This window comes from uncultured Winogradskyella sp. (genome assembly GCF_963975125.1).
GTDB lineage: Bacteria > Bacteroidota > Bacteroidia > Flavobacteriales > Flavobacteriaceae > Winogradskyella.
This window is the reverse complement of sequence record NZ_CAXBGB010000060.1, coordinates 1-19,237: the sequence shown is the minus strand read 5'-3', so window position 1 is coordinate 19,237 and position 19,237 is coordinate 1. Positions and strand designations below refer to the sequence as shown.

Annotated in this window: 19 protein-coding genes; 14 read left to right on the top strand and 5 right to left on the bottom strand. The window is 32.0% G+C overall.

Going from position 1 to position 19,237, the window contains the following annotated elements:
- Positions 1 to 286: 286 nt before the first annotated feature.
- Positions 287 to 868 carry a superoxide dismutase family protein gene (locus AAC053_RS09795; RefSeq protein WP_339755775.1) on the bottom strand — a complete coding sequence of 194 codons (582 nt, stop codon included), beginning with the start codon at positions 866 to 868 and terminating at the stop codon, positions 287 to 289.
- A gap of 154 nt (positions 869 to 1,022) precedes the next feature.
- Here AAC053_RS09795 and hemN point away from each other — a divergent pair, with 154 nt between their 5' ends.
- Both hemN and AAC053_RS09785 read left to right on the top strand, forming a co-directional pair.
- Positions 1,023 to 2,387, top strand: a complete 1,365-nt coding sequence (gene hemN, locus AAC053_RS09790; RefSeq protein WP_339755773.1) for an oxygen-independent coproporphyrinogen III oxidase — start codon at positions 1,023 to 1,025, stop codon at positions 2,385 to 2,387.
- A 14-nt stretch (positions 2,388 to 2,401) separates the two neighbouring features.
- On the top strand, positions 2,402 to 3,235 hold the full coding sequence (locus AAC053_RS09785; protein ID WP_339755771.1) for a universal stress protein: 834 nt from the start codon (positions 2,402 to 2,404) through the stop codon (positions 3,233 to 3,235).
- Between the two features lie 203 nt (positions 3,236 to 3,438).
- On the opposite strand, the gene AAC053_RS09780 is transcribed toward AAC053_RS09785, so the two are convergent.
- Complete coding sequence (locus tag AAC053_RS09780) at positions 3,439 to 3,756, bottom strand: hypothetical protein (RefSeq protein WP_339755769.1); 318 nt, start codon at positions 3,754 to 3,756, stop codon at positions 3,439 to 3,441.
- A gap of 565 nt (positions 3,757 to 4,321) precedes the next feature.
- Here AAC053_RS09780 and nirK point away from each other — a divergent pair.
- The 12 genes from nirK (at position 4,322) to AAC053_RS09720 (ending at position 16,641) form a co-directional block, all read left to right on the top strand.
- Complete coding sequence (nirK, locus tag AAC053_RS09775; RefSeq protein WP_339755767.1) at positions 4,322 to 5,773, top strand: copper-containing nitrite reductase; 1,452 nt, start codon at positions 4,322 to 4,324, stop codon at positions 5,771 to 5,773.
- A gap of 163 nt (positions 5,774 to 5,936) precedes the next feature.
- Positions 5,937 to 6,662: a formylglycine-generating enzyme family protein gene (locus AAC053_RS09770; RefSeq protein ID WP_339755777.1), complete on the top strand. Its 726-nt coding sequence runs from the start codon at positions 5,937 to 5,939 to the stop codon at positions 6,660 to 6,662.
- A gap of 2 nt (positions 6,663 to 6,664) precedes the next feature.
- On the top strand, positions 6,665 to 7,390 hold the full coding sequence (locus AAC053_RS09765) for an SCO family protein (RefSeq protein WP_339755765.1): 726 nt from the start codon (positions 6,665 to 6,667) through the stop codon (positions 7,388 to 7,390).
- Positions 7,391 to 7,411: 21 nt separating this feature from the next.
- Entirely contained in the window at positions 7,412 to 7,846 is a 435-nt protein-coding gene (locus AAC053_RS09760) for a cytochrome c (protein ID WP_339755763.1), read from the top strand.
- 11 nt (positions 7,847 to 7,857) lie between these two features.
- The gene (locus tag AAC053_RS09755) at positions 7,858 to 9,201 is read left to right on the top strand and encodes a cbb3-type cytochrome c oxidase subunit I (protein WP_339755761.1); all 1,344 of its coding nucleotides are present in this window, start codon (positions 7,858 to 7,860) and stop codon (positions 9,199 to 9,201) included.
- Positions 9,202 to 9,215: 14 nt separating this feature from the next.
- Positions 9,216 to 10,487: an alginate export family protein gene (locus AAC053_RS09750; RefSeq protein ID WP_339755759.1), complete on the top strand. Its 1,272-nt coding sequence runs from the start codon at positions 9,216 to 9,218 to the stop codon at positions 10,485 to 10,487.
- Positions 10,488 to 10,639: 152 nt separating this feature from the next.
- Positions 10,640 to 11,413, top strand: a complete 774-nt coding sequence (locus AAC053_RS09745) for a CbbQ/NirQ/NorQ/GpvN family protein (protein WP_339755757.1) — start codon at positions 10,640 to 10,642, stop codon at positions 11,411 to 11,413.
- A gap of 49 nt (positions 11,414 to 11,462) precedes the next feature.
- Complete coding sequence (locus AAC053_RS09740) at positions 11,463 to 13,238, top strand: VWA domain-containing protein (RefSeq protein ID WP_339755755.1); 1,776 nt, start codon at positions 11,463 to 11,465, stop codon at positions 13,236 to 13,238.
- 103 nt (positions 13,239 to 13,341) lie between these two features.
- Entirely contained in the window at positions 13,342 to 14,268 is a 927-nt protein-coding gene (gene nadA / locus AAC053_RS09735; RefSeq protein WP_339755753.1) for a quinolinate synthase NadA, read from the top strand.
- Between the two features lies 1 nt (position 14,269).
- Complete coding sequence (nadB, locus tag AAC053_RS09730; protein ID WP_339755751.1) at positions 14,270 to 15,820, top strand: L-aspartate oxidase; 1,551 nt, start codon at positions 14,270 to 14,272, stop codon at positions 15,818 to 15,820.
- Position 15,821: 1 nt separating this feature from the next.
- Positions 15,822 to 16,406, top strand: coding sequence for a cytochrome c oxidase subunit 3 (locus AAC053_RS09725; protein WP_339755750.1), 585 nt, complete (start codon positions 15,822 to 15,824; stop codon positions 16,404 to 16,406).
- Position 16,407: 1 nt separating this feature from the next.
- Positions 16,408 to 16,641, top strand: coding sequence for a cytochrome C oxidase subunit IV family protein (locus AAC053_RS09720; protein ID WP_339755748.1), 234 nt, complete (start codon positions 16,408 to 16,410; stop codon positions 16,639 to 16,641).
- A 60-nt stretch (positions 16,642 to 16,701) separates the two neighbouring features.
- Here AAC053_RS09720 and AAC053_RS09715 read toward each other — a convergent pair whose 3' ends face one another.
- The 3 genes from AAC053_RS09715 to ric all read right to left on the bottom strand — a co-directional run bounded on the left by AAC053_RS09715 (position 16,702) and on the right by ric (position 19,190).
- Positions 16,702 to 17,160, bottom strand: a complete 459-nt coding sequence (locus AAC053_RS09715) for a hemerythrin domain-containing protein (protein ID WP_339755746.1) — start codon at positions 17,158 to 17,160, stop codon at positions 16,702 to 16,704.
- The gene (locus AAC053_RS09710) at positions 17,132 to 18,343 is read right to left on the bottom strand and encodes a hypothetical protein (RefSeq protein ID WP_339755745.1); all 1,212 of its coding nucleotides are present in this window, start codon (positions 18,341 to 18,343) and stop codon (positions 17,132 to 17,134) included. Before AAC053_RS09710 ends, AAC053_RS09715 begins: the two co-directional genes overlap by 29 nt.
- Positions 18,344 to 18,458: 115 nt before the next feature.
- A complete protein-coding gene (ric, locus tag AAC053_RS09705; protein ID WP_339755743.1) occupies positions 18,459 to 19,190 on the bottom strand; it encodes an iron-sulfur cluster repair di-iron protein in 732 nt (243 codons plus the stop codon).
- Between the last annotated feature and the right edge of the window lie 47 nt (positions 19,191 to 19,237).

The window sequence follows — 19,237 nt, the reverse complement described above, 5'->3', positions numbered from 1 at the left end:
GGTATAGTATCAAATATCCATATACACGTTTAGTGTATGAAAAGTCCATATCACTAATGGTTTCGAAACTATTAAGGTACAATAAGCAAATAGTAAAACAGTATTATCTTAATTAAAAAAAACCACCAAGTCTTCACAAAGTGGTTTCAAATTTAATATAGCTTTTCTTTGTTGGGTTTTAACTTCAAACGGTAGGCTCTGGTATATTAACTATAACCTAAGTTTTGTTAGGATTTTTCACATAAATGAGAAAACTTATTACTCGATGGTCCTAACTGTTAGTTATTTATTCAATTATTCCGGCACAACCAACACGAGCACCAGCAGCACCAGATGGTTGCGATTTTAAATCATCCACACCAATGTGTACAATAACAGCTTTCCCTAATATATCTTTAGTGTCATCACCACAACCTATACACCATTCGTCTGTTGTTTTTGTTATTGTCGCTCTACCATTAGCATTGGTTTTAAAATTGCCAATATCACCTTTGTGGTAACCTGTTGCATCTCCCCAAGCACCATGAGGTTGTACTGTAGGATTCCAATGTCCACCAGAAGATTTACCATCTACCGAAGAGCAATCTGCTTTTTCGTGAATATGAATCGCATGCTCACCTTCTTTTAATCCTGTAATAGTACCAACCATAGTTACCAACCCATTTTTATCAGTAAAATTAATAGTACCCTCTACATTACTATCACTTTTTGGGGAGAGCGTAATCGATAATTTTTTCTCCGTAGAATTTTCTTTTACAATCTCTTCTATCTCAGTTTTTATAGTGTCTTCAGTTTCGGTTTTATTCTCTTTACAAGACGTTGCAAATACAACAGAAAGAGCAAGTGCTATTAATTTTAAGTTTTTCATTGCCAGTTATTTTTAGTTTGTAGTAAAGTTAAGTAGATAAAAGCGTTCATGCAAGTTCGAAACGCATTCTTCATAGCTTCTTTTATAGTGGATATGACAAATATCATGTTTTAAACCATGGCTTACTAGTAATTTTGAGTATCAATTCAAAGGTATGTGTCATTCTTTAGTAAATAAATACAACGTTGCAGGTCCACGCTATACGAGTTATCCTACGGTGCCGTATTGGGATGTCAATACGTTTTCACTGCAACAATGGAAGAATTCTGTACGGCAATCTTTTGAAGAAAGTAATACAAACGAAGGGCTTAGTTTATACTTGCATTTACCTTTTTGCGAAAGTTTGTGCACCTTTTGTGGTTGCCACAAACGTATTACCAAACGTCACGAAGTAGAGTTGCCTTATATAAAAGCACTCATAAAAGAATGGAGTTTATATCGAAATTTATTTGGTGTAAAACCAAAGATTAAAGAATTGCATCTTGGAGGTGGAACACCTACTTTTTTTTCACCAGAAAACTTAAAATTTTTAATTTCTGAACTTTTAAAGGTCTCAGAACTTGCTGAAAATTATGAATTTAGTTTTGAAGGTCATCCTAATAATACAACCGAATCCCACTTACAAACCCTATTCGACTTAGGTTTTAGACGTGTAAGTTATGGTGTACAAGATTATAATTTGAAAGTTCAAAAAGCGATTAATCGCGTACAGCCTTTTGAAAATGTAAAACGTGCAACCGAATTAGCAAGAGAGATAGGTTATACATCAATAGGGCATGATATTATCTTCGGGTTACCATTTCAGACAGAAGCTGATGTCATTACAACTATTAAGAAGACCGAATCTTTAATGCCAGATCGTATAGCATTTTACAGTTATGCACATGTACCTTGGATAAAAGGAAATGGACAACGTGGTTTTAAAGATGAAGATTTGCCTTCAGGTGACTCTAAGCGTCAACAATATGAAACAGGGAAACACCTTTTAGAATTGGCTGGTTATATAGAAATAGGGATGGATCATTTTGCCTTAAAAAAGGATTCACTTTATAAAGCAATGCAAAACCAAACCTTACATCGAAATTTCATGGGCTATACGGCTTCAAAAACCCAAGCCATGATTGGTATAGGTGTATCTTCCATTAGTGATAGTTGGTATGGGTTTGCACAGAATGTAAAATCTATAGAAGACTATTATCATTTAATTGAAGAAGGGATTATTCCGGTTTATAGAGGTCATATGTTAAGCGATGAGGATTTGGTAATTAGACAGCACATTTTAAATCTTATGTGTCATTTTAAAACCTCTTGGTTAAATGAAAAAATGACCTTCCCAGAATTACAAGAAATCCTTATAAAACTTAAAGAATTCGAACAAGACGGATTACTTGAGTTTAAAAGAAAGCAAGTTAGCGTAACTGATAAAGGGAAACCTTTTATTAGAAATATATGTATGGCTTTCGATTTGTTGTTACAACGTAAAAAGCCTGACACCCAATTATTTTCAATGACAATTTAAAAACAAACAACATTATGCAACGAATTATTGTACCCATAGACTTCTCAGAACATTCAGAATTTGCACTAGAAGCTGCTTCTAATATAGCTAAGAAATATGAAGCTGAACTTATAGTTTTGCACATGTTAGAATTATCTGATGCTATCTTAACAGCAGGAAATGATTCTCTTAATGAAGAAGCTGTGTTTTATTTAAAACTTGCCGAAAAAAAAATTGAAACCTTTTTAGACAAGCCTTATTTAGAAGGTATTAATGTTACACCTATTATTAAGCACTTTAAAGTGTGGAGCGAAGTCAATGATGTTGCTAAGGAGAATGATGCCAATTTAATTGTTATGGGATCTCATGGCGTAAGCGGAATTAAAGAAGTCTTAGTGGGATCTAATACTGAGAAAGTAGTTAGACATTCTGAAATACCAGTTTTAATCATAAAGCACAACCCTATCTTGTTTGATTTTGAAAACGGAGTGTTTGCTAGTGATTTCTCTGAAGACGCTGTATCATCTTACCTAAAAGCAAAAAAAACATTTGAAAAACTTGGTGCAAAAATGCATCTAGTCTATGTAAATTCTCCAGATGGTAACTTTAAAAGTTCATCTGAAATAGATAAACTCGTTTCTAATTTTTTGAAAAAAGCAGATGGCGATTTAGAAAATCTGTCTAATGTCAATGTGGTTTCAGATTACTCCGTAGAAAAAGGAATTTTGAACTTTGCTAATCTTACTGGAGCAGATGTTATAGCTGTGGCTACTCATGGTAGAAAAGGGTTAGCACATTTCTTTGAAGGCAGTATTTCTGAAGATATTGCAAATCATTCAACCTTACCAGTAATGACCTTTAAAATGTAAATCTTGATGCTTTTTAGTTAGTGTTATTTAACATCAAGTTAAAACGCCAAAGTTTAAATTCTTTGGCGTTTTATTTTGTGATCTCCTATTGTTACCATTTATGATCTATATATTACTGCCGATCATTAAAATTCTGTCTTATTTGATTTTAAAACAAAAATAAAGAAAGAAAGAGCATTGATAAATGTAACAAGTAGGAGTGTTTACAATATTATTTTGAGTTGAGGTTTAATGATTTCCAGAAAAAGAATCAAAAATCTGTAACCAATTCTTAAATGTAGATTTATAGCAGCTCCACTTGCATCATTTATAATTATAGTCTCTTCCTCAAAATAGTGTACGTATCCAACTCCAATACCGGTTTCGTATGTAAAATGATTTCCAACATTCCTTCTAATTCCGCAAGTCGGAATTATAGATATATCACTAATAAAATTGATGTTGTCTAAATTAGTATTAAAGAGAACAATAATATCTGGATGACAAATCGTTTTTATAGAAATAGTTTCCGTTATTACCATCGATGCGTCTCGATTTGCATTCTCTTTTATTGAGATGGTAATACCAACGCGGTTCTAAAGTAATTGCAGGCACTAATATAAAACCAGTTTTGTCATAAATACCTCCTCCCCAAAGACCTGTATCTAGACCCAATTAATTACGTAAAGCAATGAAATTATATAGTTTAGATCAAATTACCAAAAAACCTGTTTGAATTCCGAAGGTAGATTTTTCTACACTTGCGTTTTGCGAGTTTGAGAAAAATATGAATGCACTAAAAGATACAGTAAGTAAGAAATCATTCATTTTTTGATTGACTTTTTGAATTGAAAAAGTAAAACATTAATCAAGCATTATTACATTTTTTATAACTGCAAATTATTTATAACATTCCGTTTTTTTATTGATAATTTAAGTGGTTTAACTATAATGAAAAGGAGTTCGGAAATATTTTTTTTTACTGATAAAAGTCATGTTTTTTACACTAACATCATGCTATTTTTGACATTATAATAGGACAGTTTTATCCTATTTAAAAAAAGACTTTTTAATTGTATTTTGAAACAAACTATAACATTAACCAATATGAAAAAATTAAACGTATTACTTAGTACAGTATTGATTGGCACGCTCTTTTTTACCTCTTGTAAAGAGAATAATCAGCAAGAGCACTCAGATACAGCTGATATTCCTGTAAGCAGAGAAATGATTGCAGAGCTAACCTCTCCGCCAAACGTTCCCAGAAGTGTAGGAACACGAAAAGCAAAAAAATTAATTGTCAATATGGAAATTCTTGAAAAAGAAGGCACCATGACTGATGGTACAACTTATAATTATTGGACATTTGGAGGTTCTGTTCCAGGAAGTTTTATTAGAACTAGAGTTGGTGATGAGGTAGAATTTACGCTATCTAACCATCCAGACAATAAATTGCCTCACAACATCGATTTGCATGCCGTAACAGGACCAGGTGGTGGAGCAACATCTTCTTTTGTAGCACCAGGACATGAAAAAAAATTCAATTTTAAAACCTTAAATCCTGGTTTGTATGTATATCATTGTGCTACTGCACCAGTTGGAATGCATATTGCTAATGGCATGTATGGTTTAATTTTAGTTGAACCTGAAGGAGGCTTACCTCAAGTAGATAAAGAATATTATATCATGCAAGGTGATTTTTATACCAAAGGAGAAAACGGAGATCCTGGCCTACAAGCATTCGATATGCAAAAAGCAGTTGATGAAGATGCTGACTATGTTGTATTTAATGGTAGCGTAGGTGCTTTAACTGGAGACAATGCTATAACTGCAAATGTTGGTGAAACTGTTCGTTTATATGTTGGTAATGGTGGTCCTAATTTAGTATCGTCATTCCATGTAATTGGTGAAATTTTTGACAAAGTTCATGTTGAAGGAGGTAGCGCAATTAATGAAAATGTACAAACTACATTGGTTCCTGCAGGAGGAGCTGCAATAGTTGAGTTTAGAGTAGATGTTCCCGGAACTTTTATTTTGGTAGATCACTCTATTTTTAGAGCATTTAATAAAGGTGCTTTAGGAATGCTTAAAGTAGAAGGAGAAGAAAATAAAAAAATATACTCTGGTATAGTTCAAGAAGGAATTTATCAACCAGAAGGTGGCGGAATTCAAGAAATGCCAGACGATGGTAAGGCTAATGCAGTAGTAGCATCTTCAGACAAGAGTTTAGCAGAAAAAATGGAATCTGGTAAGAATATATATATGCAAACCTGTTTTGCTTGTCATCAAGCAGAAGGACAGGGTATTCCAAGCGCTTTTCCACCTTTAGCAAAATCAGATTATTTAAATGCTGATGTAAATAGAGCTATTAGTATTATTCTTAAAGGAAAAAAAGGTGAGATTACTGTAAATGGAGAGGTATATAACAGTGTAATGACAAGACAAGCTATTAGCAATGATGAGATAGCAGATGTAATGACATATATCTATAATTCTTGGGGTAATAACAAAACAAATGTTACTAAATCCCAAGTAGAAGCTATTAAAAGTGGTCACTAAACTATAATTAAAGATTAATAGCAAAAATAAAAAGAGCATGTTAAAAGCATTATCACCTAAGAGAATGATTAATAGCGAACAGCATGCGTCAGTTAAGAAAAATAAATATGAATACATGAAAACTGTTTTAAGACTGACATTGAGTATTTCTTTATTACTTACAATGGCAATAGCTCAAAGTCAGTCTAAAATGGTTTCTATTAAAGGCGGAAGTTATATTCCGCTTTATGGTAGAGATTCTCTAAAAGTGACAATTGATGATTTTCAAATGGATGTCTATCCTGTAACAAATAAAGAGTTTTTAGAATTTGTTAAAAAGAAACCCAAATGGCAACGCTCTATAATTAAAAAGTTATTTGCAGACGATAATTATTTAGCTAGCTGGGATTCTGATACTATTCTAGGAAAAAACAAAGCTTTAAAAGCACCTATTACTAATGTTTCTTGGTTTGTTGCAAACGATTATTGCGAATGCCAAGGTAAACGCTTACCAACTATAGACGAATGGGAATATGTTGCAATGTCTAACGAATCCATGGCAGATGCTAGAACTTTAGAAACGTATAATAAATACATCTTAAGCTGGTACGAAAAACCAAAAACCTTCAATAATGAGATTGGCTCAACCTTTAAAAATTATTGGGGAGTTTACGATTTACATGGTTTGGTTTGGGAATGGACAATAGATTTTAATTCGGTTTTAGTTTCTGGTGAATCTAGAAAAGATGTTGATAATGATAGTAATTTATTTTGTGGAAGTGCTGCAATTGGCGCTACCGATTTAATGAATTATGCAGCTTTTATGCGTTACGCCATTAGAGGCAGCGTAAAAGCAAAATATGCTTTAAAAAATTTAGGATTTAGATGCGTTAAAGATATTAAAGACTAAAAATGAAACACTTAAAAATAATTACCTCTGTATTTATATTGCTTTTAACTATAGTTTCTTGCAATTCTAATGCGTCTAAAAATAAGCAACAAGAATTAGCAGTTTATCAATGTCCTATGCAATGCGAAGGAGATAAAACTTATTCAGAAGCTGGTAGCTGTCCTATTTGTAAAATGGATTTAAAATTAGTTGAAAACAAAGCTTCAAAAATAGTAGATGATAACGAAATTTCAGATGAATCAATTTTCAACTTAACATCAAGATGGAACACTGAAGAAGGAGAAACCATTCAGCTTGAAGATTTAAAAGGGAAAACCTTGGTTATGGTAATGATCTACACAACGTGCAAAGCTGCGTGCCCACGTTTAGTTGCAGATATGAGAAATATTGAAGCGCAAATTCCTAAAGAGAATCAAAAGAATTTAAACTTTGTATTGGTAAGTATTGACCCAGAAACAGATACGCCAGAGCGTTTAAAAACTTTTGCAAAAGAAAACCTTATGGATGGTAAACAATGGACTTTTCTTCAAGGAACCGTAAGTGGTGTTAGAGAATTCGCCAATGTTTTAGCTGTAAAATACAAACAAATATCACCTCTAGATTTTTCACACTCAAATATAATAAGCGTGTTTAATACCAAAGGTGAATTAGTACACCAACAAGAAGGTTTAGGTGTTGACAACAAAGAAACCATTAAGACCATTCTAGAATTAACAAATAAAAAATAATACTAATCAAAACTAAATAATATGTTATCAAAAAAACAAGCGCGTGCTTTTTTTCTTGGAGGAACAGTAGTCACTTTTCTGATATTTATTGGACTAACTATTTTTTCTTTTAGTAAAGCTCAGGACCAATCTAATGATGGAAACATCACAGAAGCAGTTGTGAGAGGAAAAAACCTTTGGGAAGAGAATAATTGTATGGGTTGTCATACAATTTTAGGGGAAGGAGCTTATTACGCTCCAGAATTAACAAAAGTAATCGAAAGAAGAGGCGAAGGTTATATTAAAGCCGTTTTAATGACACCTGTGGACTGGGCACCTAATGGAAGAAAAATGGTAGCTTATGGTTTTTCTGAAGAAGAAGCTTTAGATCTAATTGAATTTTTTGATTGGATAGGAGATATAGATTTAAATGGGTTTGACACAGTAGTTTCACCTTTAGCAAAAGACAATAACTAAAAAGAGAACAAATGAAATATAAATCACAAAAAGTAGCGTATTGGTTTTTTGCCCTTTCAATGTTGTTATTTGGACTTCAAATTATATATGGTTTTATAATGGGATTTGCACATGCAGGATTTGATGGTCTTCATGATATTATTCCTTTCAATACAGCAAGAGCTGTTCATACAAACTTATTAGTAGTTTGGCTATTATCTGGTTTTATGGGAGCGGCCTATTATATTATTCCAGAAGAAGCACAACGAGAATTAGTAAGCGTTAAACTAGCCTATGTACAATTAATTAGTTTAGCATTAGTTGGTGTAACCGCAATTGTTGGTTATCATTTTAATTATTGGGAAGGTCGTAAGTTCTTAGAAATACCTAGACCTTTAGATTATTTGGTTGTAGCTAATGTACTCTTATTTTTAGGACTCATTTTAACGACATTATTTAAAGGAAAGCGTAGAACAACAACAGCTTTAGTGCTTTCTATGGGATTATTGTTTGCAGCATTATTATACCTACCTGGAATGTTACCATTTGATAGCCAAGTAAAGGATTCATTCTTTAGATGGTGGGTTGTTCATCTTTGGGTAGAAGGTGTTTGGGAATTAATTATGGGTGGTATTTTATCATTCTTACTTATAAAACTCACTGGTGTTGATAGAGAAGTTATTGAGAAATGGCTGTATGTAATTGTAGGTTTAACATTCTTATCTGGTGTATTAGGTACAGGACATCACTACTATTATATAGGAGTAAATAAAGTTTGGTTAATAGTTGGTGGTGTTTTCTCTGCACTAGAACCATTAGCCTTTTTAGCAATGGCACTGTTTGCAGTTAATATGTACCGAAAAGGAGAAAAGAAGCATCCTAATAAATTAGCATTATACTGGACATTGGGAGCTGCAATTGTATCTTTTATAGGAGCAGGATTATTAGGATTTGCTCATACCTTACCACAAACAAACTTATATACACACGGAACATTAGTTACCGCAATGCATGGTCACCTTGCATTTTGGGGAGCTTATGCTATGATTGTATTGGCTATTATTAGTTACAGTTTACCAAATATGACCGGAAGAAAACTCTATGAAAGTACTAGAGGACGAATGGCATTTTGGATGTCTAATATTGGTATGATAGGTATGACAGTTGCTTTTGGAGTCGCTGGTGTTGTTCAAGTATATTTAGAACGAAAAATGAAAATGGAGTTTATGGAGGTTCAAAAAGAAGTTGAAATTCATTTCATCGTACTTATTATTTGTGCAACATTATTCATGACAGGGATTATTCTCTATTTCATTGACTTTTACAAGCATGGAAAACCAACAGATGAAGCCTTAGATACATCATCTACAGATTAAAAAAATTAGAAAAAATGAAAAAACATATAGTTTGTTTCACCATTACCTTGTTAATGGCCTTAAACTCTTTTGCCCAACAATTTGACTTATCAGCAGAGTTAAGACCACGTTATGAAAGTAGACAGGGCTACGGTACACTGTTAAATACTGACGAAGAGGGTGCTGATTTTGTCTCTCAACGAACACGATTAAATTTTGGATTTGTTAATGAGAATATGACTTTCAAAGTCGTCTTTCAAAATATTAGAGTTTGGGGAGATGTAGGTACTTTGTCTAGCGATGATAAAGCAACAGCATTACAAGAAGCTTGGGCAACATATAAGCTAAATAGTAAAGTGTCTTTTAAATTTGGACGTCAAGAAATAGTCTATGATGACCATAGAATTTTTGGTGATGTAGGTTGGACACAACAAGCAAGAAGCCATGATGCCTTTTTGTTTAAATATGTACCTAATGCTAATCATAGATTAGATGTTGGTTTAGCCTTAAATTCAGATTCACAATCTAATATAGATAACTTATACAGTAATGCTGCTGGATATAAATCATTTCAATACGCATGGTATCATGGAAGTTTCGATAAATTTGAATTAAGTGTTTTAGCTTTAAATACAGGAATTGAGTATTTAGAGAATGAAGGGATGTCTAACGAAAAGCAAACCATTGATTACATGCAGACAGTTGGTCCAAGATTGACTTATAAATCTGGTAAGTTTTCAGCAAATACTGCTGCCTATTTCCAATTAGGGAAGTCGTTAGATACAAATGTTAGTGCCTCTTATTTTGCAGGAGATGTTACTTATAATATAAATGACAATTTTAATATTGGTATTGGCGCAGAATATCTTTCTGGTAAAGACATGGACGATACAGATACTGATATAAAATCTTTTGCGCCATTATTTGGTACAAATCATAAATTTAATGGTTTTATGGATTATTTTTATGTTGGTAATTACGCAAATAATGTAGGCTTAACTGATATTTATGGGTCAATTGGCTATAAGAAAAACAAGTTTTCTGCTAAAATAACACCTCACGTCTTCTCAACTGCTGGAAATGTATTTAATGGGACAGAAAAAATGGATAACAATCTAGGTACAGAAATAGACCTAACGGTTGGTTATAAATTAGCAAATGATATTAACTTAAATGCTGGGTATTCTAAAATGTTTGCAACTGATACTATGGAGATTATAAAAGGTGGAGATAAAGATGAAAACAATTCTTGGGCTTGGGTGATGATTACCTTTAAACCTAAATTATTTTCACATACAGTACAGTAAGTCTAGATAATTAAATTTTTAAATAAGCCAGAGTCGAAATTTTAAAGGAAGATTGACTCTGGTTTTTTTAATATTAATTTGACTATAAAATTAACGAGTTTGAATGTGATATTTAATAATTAAATTGGTATAATCCGTAATAAAAACACAAAATGAGTAAACCATTTTATCAAGCAGTTGAAAAGGAAATCACCATTTTTAAACATACCTATAAGTGTAAGATTCCTTTTTTGTTAAAAGGCCCAACAGGAACCGGAAAGTCAAGATTTATTGAGTTTATGGCTTATGAATTAGACACTAAATTAATTACTATTTCCTGTCATGAAGAAACATCATCTACCGATTTAATAGGACGGTTTATTATTAAAGGAGCAGAAACAGTTTGGTTAGATGGCCCTTTAACTACAGCAGTTAAAGAAGGGCATATTTTATATTTAGATGAAATTGCAGAAGCAAGACCAGATGTTATTGTAGCCATTCACTCATTAACAGATCATCGTAGAGAATTATTTATTGATAAGTTAGGAAAAACAATTAAAGCGCATGAGAATTTTATGCTCGTCGCTTCGTTTAATCCAGGATATCAACGCGGTTTTAAAGAGCTTAAGCCTTCTACGAGACAGCGTTTTGTAGCTATTTCTTTTGATTATCCTACGGAAAAATTAGAAGCACAAATAGTAGTATCTGAAACCGGAATTCAGCCAGACGTGGCTAAAAAATTGGTAAACATTGCAACTAAAATTAGAAATCTAACAGAATTAGGTTTAACTGAAACCGTTTCAACCAGATTATTGGTAGATGCTGCTAAATTAATTCATACAGGCTTACCAAAAAGATTAGCAGTGCATGTTGCAGTTGTAGAACCTCTAACAGACGATTTAGAAGTTATTCAGGCTCTAAAAGATTTAAGTGATTTAATGATATAATTAGTACACCGTTTTAATTTACAGATGTAACCACTGAATATTAAAAGAAATGTTTGAGTTCGAACCAGATGAATATATTTTTACGAAGTTTGCTTTCTTTTTTAAAAAACGAAAAAGGAAAAAAGAAGCAGCATTAGAGCATGCTGTTTATTTAAGTGACCTCAAACCACGTTTAACCATTTTTGCTCGTGCTATTACTGGAGAAGCTATTGAAATATTTGAAGCAGAAAGAGAAGGGGGTTATAAAAACAACAACTTTTTCTTACCTGTTAAATTCTATGATTTATCTACAATAGAAGAGAATGTTTCCTTTTATTTATTCAGAATCTTGTACTTATCTGTTCAAAAAAATTTAGGTTTAAACTGGAAGGATAATGTAGAACATGATTTAAAAGAATCTCAAAAAAAAGCAGAAGAAACTGCAATAAAAGTACTTCAGAATTTATTTGAACAATTTCCAATAGCTGAAAGTTATTATAACAAATTCACTTCGCATTATAAAAGTTTAGAAACTTCAAAACAACCAGCAGATTATTCGTTTATCTATGGAAAATGGATGAAAGATACACCTAACGATGATACCAATAAACAGTTAAAAAATTTCACAGATAAGGTTAAGGAAGCCAATCAAGATCAAGCTAAAACAATTATCAAATCAAAAGCTGTAGAAGAGATTATATCTGTACAGATAGACCAAAAACAAATGGAAGATGCTGTATTGCAACATCAATTTGAAAAGGTAGAAACAGCAGAAGAGTTTGGTGGAAATTTTAGAGATATGGATGGTGATGATGATTTAGAAGATCATTCTAATGCTTTAGATGAGGTAAATATGAAACATACAGTTCGTGTAGATGATACTGCACATTCAGTATATCAAGCAGAATTTACTGAGAATACTACAATTGCAGAAAGCGCTGAACATGATAGTTCTGGACATCATATAACTTATGACGAATGGAATTATGCAGATAGACGTTATAAGGAGGATTTCTGTAAAGTATATCCTAAAACTCAGTTGCAAACAGATGTAGATTACTATAAAAAAACCTTAAACGATAATAGATCTACGTTAGTTGGTTTACGAAAAATGCTAGCAACAGTCAATAATAAATACCAGCAGAAAAAAAGGCAAACACAAGGCGAAGAATTTGATATTGATGCGATAACCGATTTGTTTATAGACGTGAAATCGGGACATACACCTTCAGAAAAAATTTATTTGTCTAAACGAAAAAAAGAAAAAGACTTGTCTATTTTACTACTTTTAGATGTTAGCTTGTCTAGTGATGGTTACGCAGCCGGAAACCGTGTGATAGATGTAGAAAAGCAGGTGTCTATTTTGTTTGGTGAAATTTTAGATGAGTTTAATATCGATTTTTCTATAGATTGTTTTTACTCAAAAACACGAAATCACTCTACATATCTAACACTTAAAGGTTTTGATGATGATTGGAAAACAGCAAAACATAGAGTAGGAGCTGTAGAACCAAGCGGCTATACTCGCATTGGTGCTGCTTTGCGTCATTCTGGTGCTTTGTTAGATAAAAGAAGTACCAAAAACAAATGGGTGATTTTAATATCGGATGGTAAACCAAATGATTACGATAAATATGAAGGAAAGTATGGTATTAATGATGTTAAGCAAGCCTTAAGAGAATTAAACGAACGCCAAATAAATTCGTATGCACTCGCTATAGAAGCCCAAGCCAAATATTATTTACCACAAATGTTTGGGCAAAATCACTACCAAATCCTTACTACTCCTGTAGAGTTATTGCAATCTCTTGTAAAGTTGTATGAGAAAATTAAGCATCAAAGTTAAGGCTATGCAGCATACTAATACAATAACTAGTCATCACATTATTAATAGCATTTTTTAAAGCATTTATGGAACTTTCAACTATACTTAAATCAATAGTTAAAAAATGACACTACAAGAAAAAATAATAAAGCTTAAAAAAGAGAAAAATGCTGTGATTTTAGCACATTATTATCAAAATCAAGATATCCAAGATATTGCAGATTATGTTGGAGATAGTTTGGGCTTATCGCAACAAGCAGTAAAAACTGATGCCAACATTATTGTCTTTGCAGGTGTGCATTTTATGGCAGAAACTGCAAAAATTTTAAATCCAGATAAAATAGTTGTATTACCAGATTTAAACGCAGGTTGTTCCTTGGCAGATTCTTGTCCAGCAGATACTTTTGAGAGTTTTGTAAAAGCACATCCTAACCATACTGTTATTACTTATATAAATTGTAGCGCTGAAGTAAAAGCACTAACAGATATTGTTTGTACCTCTTCTAACGCACTGAAAATTGTAAACTCTATTCCTAAAGATAAGTCCATAATTTTTGCTCCAGATAGAAACTTAGGAAAGTATATTATGAGTCAAACAGGTAGAGAAATGTTATTATGGGATGGTAGTTGCGTAGTACATGAAGCTTTTTCAATAGAAAAGCTAATTGAGCTTCATAAAAAATATCCAAAATATATAATTATTGCGCATCCAGAATCCCAAGAACACATTTTAAAAACAGCAACTTATATAGGCTCTACAGCAGGAATGATAAACTATGTTAAAGAAAACTCAGACAAAGGGTTTATTGTTGCTACCGAAGCTGGTATTTTGTATAAAATGAAACAAGAAGTTCCAAATACAGAATTAATTCCTGCACCTGCAAAAGAAGACAATACTTGTGCTTGTAGTGAATGTGCTTTTATGAAAGTAAATACTTTAGAGAAACTTTACAATTGTTTAAGGGATGAAAGTCCTCAAATACAGGTTTCTAAGGAGGTTATGGAAAAAGCATTAGTTCCAATTCAACGCATGTTAGAATTATCCGTTTAAGATGATTAAAACCAATTATTTAATAATAGGAGCTGGTGTTGCAGGACTTACTTTTGCTGTTAAAATGGCAGAAAGGTTTCCAAATAAAAGAATCATTATTGTTACAAAAGGTAATGAAGACGAATCTAACACTAAATATGCGCAAGGAGGTGTGGCAGTTGTATTAGACAATGAAGCCGATTCTTTTAAGCAACATATACAAGATACCCTTGTAGCAGGAGATGGTCTAAGTGATCCATCAGTAGTAGAAATGGTTGTAAAAGAAGGTCCTACAAGGCTTTCAGAGCTTATAAATTGGGGAGCCAATTTTGATTTAAATATCAAAGGAGATTTTGATTTAGGAAAGGAAGGTGGCCATTCTGCATATAGAGTTGTTCATCATAAAGATATTACTGGTTTTGAGATAGAAAGAACTTTATTGCAACGGGTTCATCAACTTTCTAATATTAGTTTATTATCTCATCATTTTGCAATAGATTTAATTACAGAACACCATCTAAAAAATAAAAAGACTAAAGAATTATCTTGCTATGGTGCTTATGCTTTAAATCAAAAAACAGGAAAAATTATTACAATTAAATCTGAAAACACCTTATTGGCTACTGGAGGAATAGGAACAGTTTATGGTCATACAACAAATCCTATTATAGCTACTGGAGATGGAATTGCAATGGCATATAGAGCAAAGGCAAAAATTAAAGATATGGAGTTTATTCAATTTCATCCTACGGCTTTATATAATGTAAAAGGAGGAACCTCCTTTTTAATTTCTGAAGCAGTAAGAGGTTTTGGAGCGCATTTAAAAAACAAAAAAGGGCATCGGTTTATGTTGGATTATGATGTTCGTGGAGAATTGGCTTCTAGAGATATTGTGTCACAAAGTATAGATTCTGAATTAAAAAAAACTGGAGACTCTTTCGTTTTTCTAGATTGTACTCATTTAGATAGTAAAGCCTTAAAAAAACATTTCCCAAATATCTATAATCATTGCCTTAAAAATCATATAGATATCCTTAAAGATTGGATTCCTGTAGTTCCAGCTGCACATTATCTATGCGGAGGAATTGTTGTAGATAAACACGGAAAAACTACTATAAACAACCTATTTGCATGTGGTGAGTGTACTAGAACTGGTTTGCATGGAGCAAATAGATTAGCTTCAAATTCATTATTAGAAGCTTTAGTGTATGCTCATAATATTTTTAAATATTTAAGTAAAAACCCAGAAAAACCAAATGATTTTTTAATACCTGAATGGAATGATGAAGGAACAAATATACCTAAAGAACATGTATTAATAACACATAATCTTAGTCAGCTTCAAGCATTAATGCGTGATTATGTTGGGATTGTTAGAAGCAATGATCGCTTAACAAAGGGAATAGATCATCTGGACTTTATCTATAAGGAAGTTGAACAATTATACAAAAAATCTGCTATAATGTCTTCACTCTGCGAGTTAAGAAATATGATTAACGTAGCCCACTTAATTATTGCTCAATCTATTGAAAGAAAAAACAATAAAGGAGGCTTTTATAATATTGATAATTAAAATGAAAACAACAACAATTATTAACTATAAAAATATTTACTATCCGCCTGGAGGAATTCTCATTTGGATAGTTATTTTTTTAGAATTGATCACATTCGGAATGGCTTTGATAGCTATGGTATATTCTAGCAAAGGCGAACCTGAAGTTTTTCATAATTCAAGATTACTTTTAAATAGTACTATAGGAGCTGTTAACACATTGTTTTTATTAGTCAGTGGCTTTTTTATGGCTCAATCAGTTCGTTTTTTTAAACAGCAAGCTATTTCTAAGGCATCTGTCTGCTTAAAACTTACGGTTTTAGGTGGTCTGTTATTTCTAGCATTAAAAGGTTTTGAATATTACGATAAAATTGAAATGGGTTATTCTATTGGCTATAACAACTTTTTTTCTTTTTATTGGATGCTCACATTATTTCATGTTATTCATGTTCTGGTTGGAATTGTAATATTACTAATCATGTATTTAGATATTCGTAAAAAAGGTGCTGAAGCTAGTTTAGAAAACATAGAAGCAAGTGCTGCATTTTGGCACATGTGCGACATAATTTGGATATTGTTATTCCCAGTAATTTATTTAATTTTTTAATATGAAGAGTTCATTAATAACATTAGTTGTATTAGTAATTTTAACAATATTATCTGCAGTTGTTTCTAATTATGTAACCAATTATGCTACAACAATAATACTAATACTAGCCGGATTAAAATTTATAGGAATAACGTATTTTTTTATGGATTTAATTAAAGCACATATTTTCTGGAGAATAATAATCGCTGCTTTTGTGTTTGTTATACTTACAATAATACTTGTAATTTATTAATGCCAATTTGAATATATAATTTCTTTAAAGAACATTACATACCCAAATTGTTATAACTATTTACCTCCAAAATTCATCATCTAACTTATCTTCAAAATTTTCTGGTTGATGGATGATTTCAAATTGTTTCAATTGAGTTTCAGTAGCTGATTTTTGAATTTCAGGAAATAAAATGCGCTCTTCAAACCTAATGTGTCTTTCTAATTCTTCTTCAATTTTATTCAATGTTGTGGCATCACCGTTTTGAGTAAATAAGCGTTTTAAGCGTCTGTGATCTGCCAAAGCACGTTTTACTAGCTTATGGTCTAAATCTAGAATAGGAAAGATGTGCGTTTCTTCGATTTCAAAATGCGGAATTAAATGGTTAGCAAAAAACCAATAGGCATAAACTCGTATGCGTTCTGGATCAATTTTTTTTCTGAAGCCAGATCTAATTTTCCAAGATAACAACAAACCATGATGATGCTCTCTGCTTAACGGCTGTAATGCTTTATGCCGTTTTTGAGGTCTTGTTTTCAATGTTTTTGTGCTTAATAATATTTAATAAAAGGAAACTGATGCCTAAAGGCAGTAAAATGCTAAAAAGGAATAGCAGGCTATAGTAATTTGTAATTATTCCGCTTCCTAAGTAAAACTTTATGCCTTGAATAAGTAAGAGGACTTCGGTTAATGCAAAACCCAAAATAAAACTGTAAATGCCAATATATATTGTTTTAGAATAGTTTATCAATTCACTTTTCAGAATAAAAGAAAATAAAAACCCAGAAATTACACCCAACATTAATAAATGAATAAAACCAATCACAAAATTACGATGAGAATACACAACTTGCGAAAACTCTGGTAAGATAGACAATAGCTGAAATAAGACTTTTAGTATAAAACCAAAAATTGCAAAACTGAATAAGTAAAATATAAGTTTAGTTTCCTTTTTTAGCACTTGGTGTAATTTGGGTTTTATAAGTTTAAGAAACGTATATAGTGCAACTACTTGCAGAATTACACCTACACCGTTAAACCATAATAATATATTATGTGGTGCAAACCATTGAATTGGCAAGGCAAAAGTTAATAGTGTTGATACTATTAATAACCTAAAAAACTGCCTAAATTGTTTAGAGTATTCAATATTTAGTAGGTGAAAAAAAATAGCGATAACTGCTATTAAAAACCAACCGTTAAACTGAAAATGTAAAAATAACTGTATGGCAATTTGATAAAAAGCTGAGGCTTTACCCAACAACCCTACTGAAAGACCCAAGCACCAAACTCCTAATGTTGATAATAGCATAAATAGGAGTGAAGCCTTTAAAAGTAATGTTGTAACTTTCGATTTTGCTTTGTGATGTATCCATATTAAATAAACAAAATAGTAACTGCATAAAATGTGCAATGTTGAAAATGTGATAGAAATAACACCATAACCTTGAAACGGAAAACTAAACATCATGCCAATTACAGCAAACTGCGTTAACCAAAATAACCTATTGTAGATTGGCTTTTTTTCTGGCACAAAATAATGAACAATACAGACGTACAGCATTAAATATACCCAGCCTAACATCGCAACATGAGAGTGCGCGTGGGTTAAAAACCGATAGTTTACACCTACAGATTCTAAAAAAGAATAGCGTAATGCCAAACCCATTAAAGCAGCTACAATAAAGTTAATTAAGCATATTACAACATTTGTTTTTTGCATAGGTTTAAACTTCCAATTTTTTGAAATTTAGTAATTTAAAAGAAAAATCCCAGAATGTTTAATGATAAACATTTTAGGATTTTTTCATGAAACAAAATTTAATATGGGCTTGCTATTAACTAAACTGTTGTTCTAATTTTATTGCTTCAGGAAACAAAATATTGTTTTCTAAGTGAATGTGCAAATGCAGATCTTTTTCAAATTCATCGAGCATTGCATAAGTAACTTTGTATGTATTGCATGCATCTGCTGGTGGATTGTAATTATCTGTAAGTTCTGCTATATCTCTAAAACGTTGTCCTTCGTTATCGTGCTCTTCCATCATCATAGTAATTGGGTTTTCAACCGTACCGAACTGTGGAGATTGTATAGCTCCATTCTCTAATTTTGCTTTTACCATCTTTTTTACAAAAGGGAAGAGGATGAGTTCTTCCTTTTTCATGTGTGAAGCTAACTCACCAGCCGAAGCAGTAAAGAGTTCATTGATCTTAAATAATTCTGGATGACGTTCTCCATGCACACGACCAAGTTTATCTAAAAACTGACGCAATACTGGGATTTTCTCTTCAACATATCTGTGATGCTTCTTTTCAATATATTCCACTAACAAGTCTAATGGCCACGATTTATAATCAATCGTTTCACCTCTTTTGTTGTTCAAAACGGTATTAATTTCATCCATTAATATAGTGCTATCTATGCCTTTTTTATTGCAAGCTTCTGCGACTGTTCTATTACCATTACAACAGAAGTCAATCTTGTATTTTGAAAATATTGCTGCTGTTCTAAAGTCGTCTGCAACATATTGACCAATGGGTTTTTGTAAATTATTTTGTAGTGTTTCCATGTTGTTTTTATTTCGGATAAAACTATCCTATTTGTAATTAATTTTTT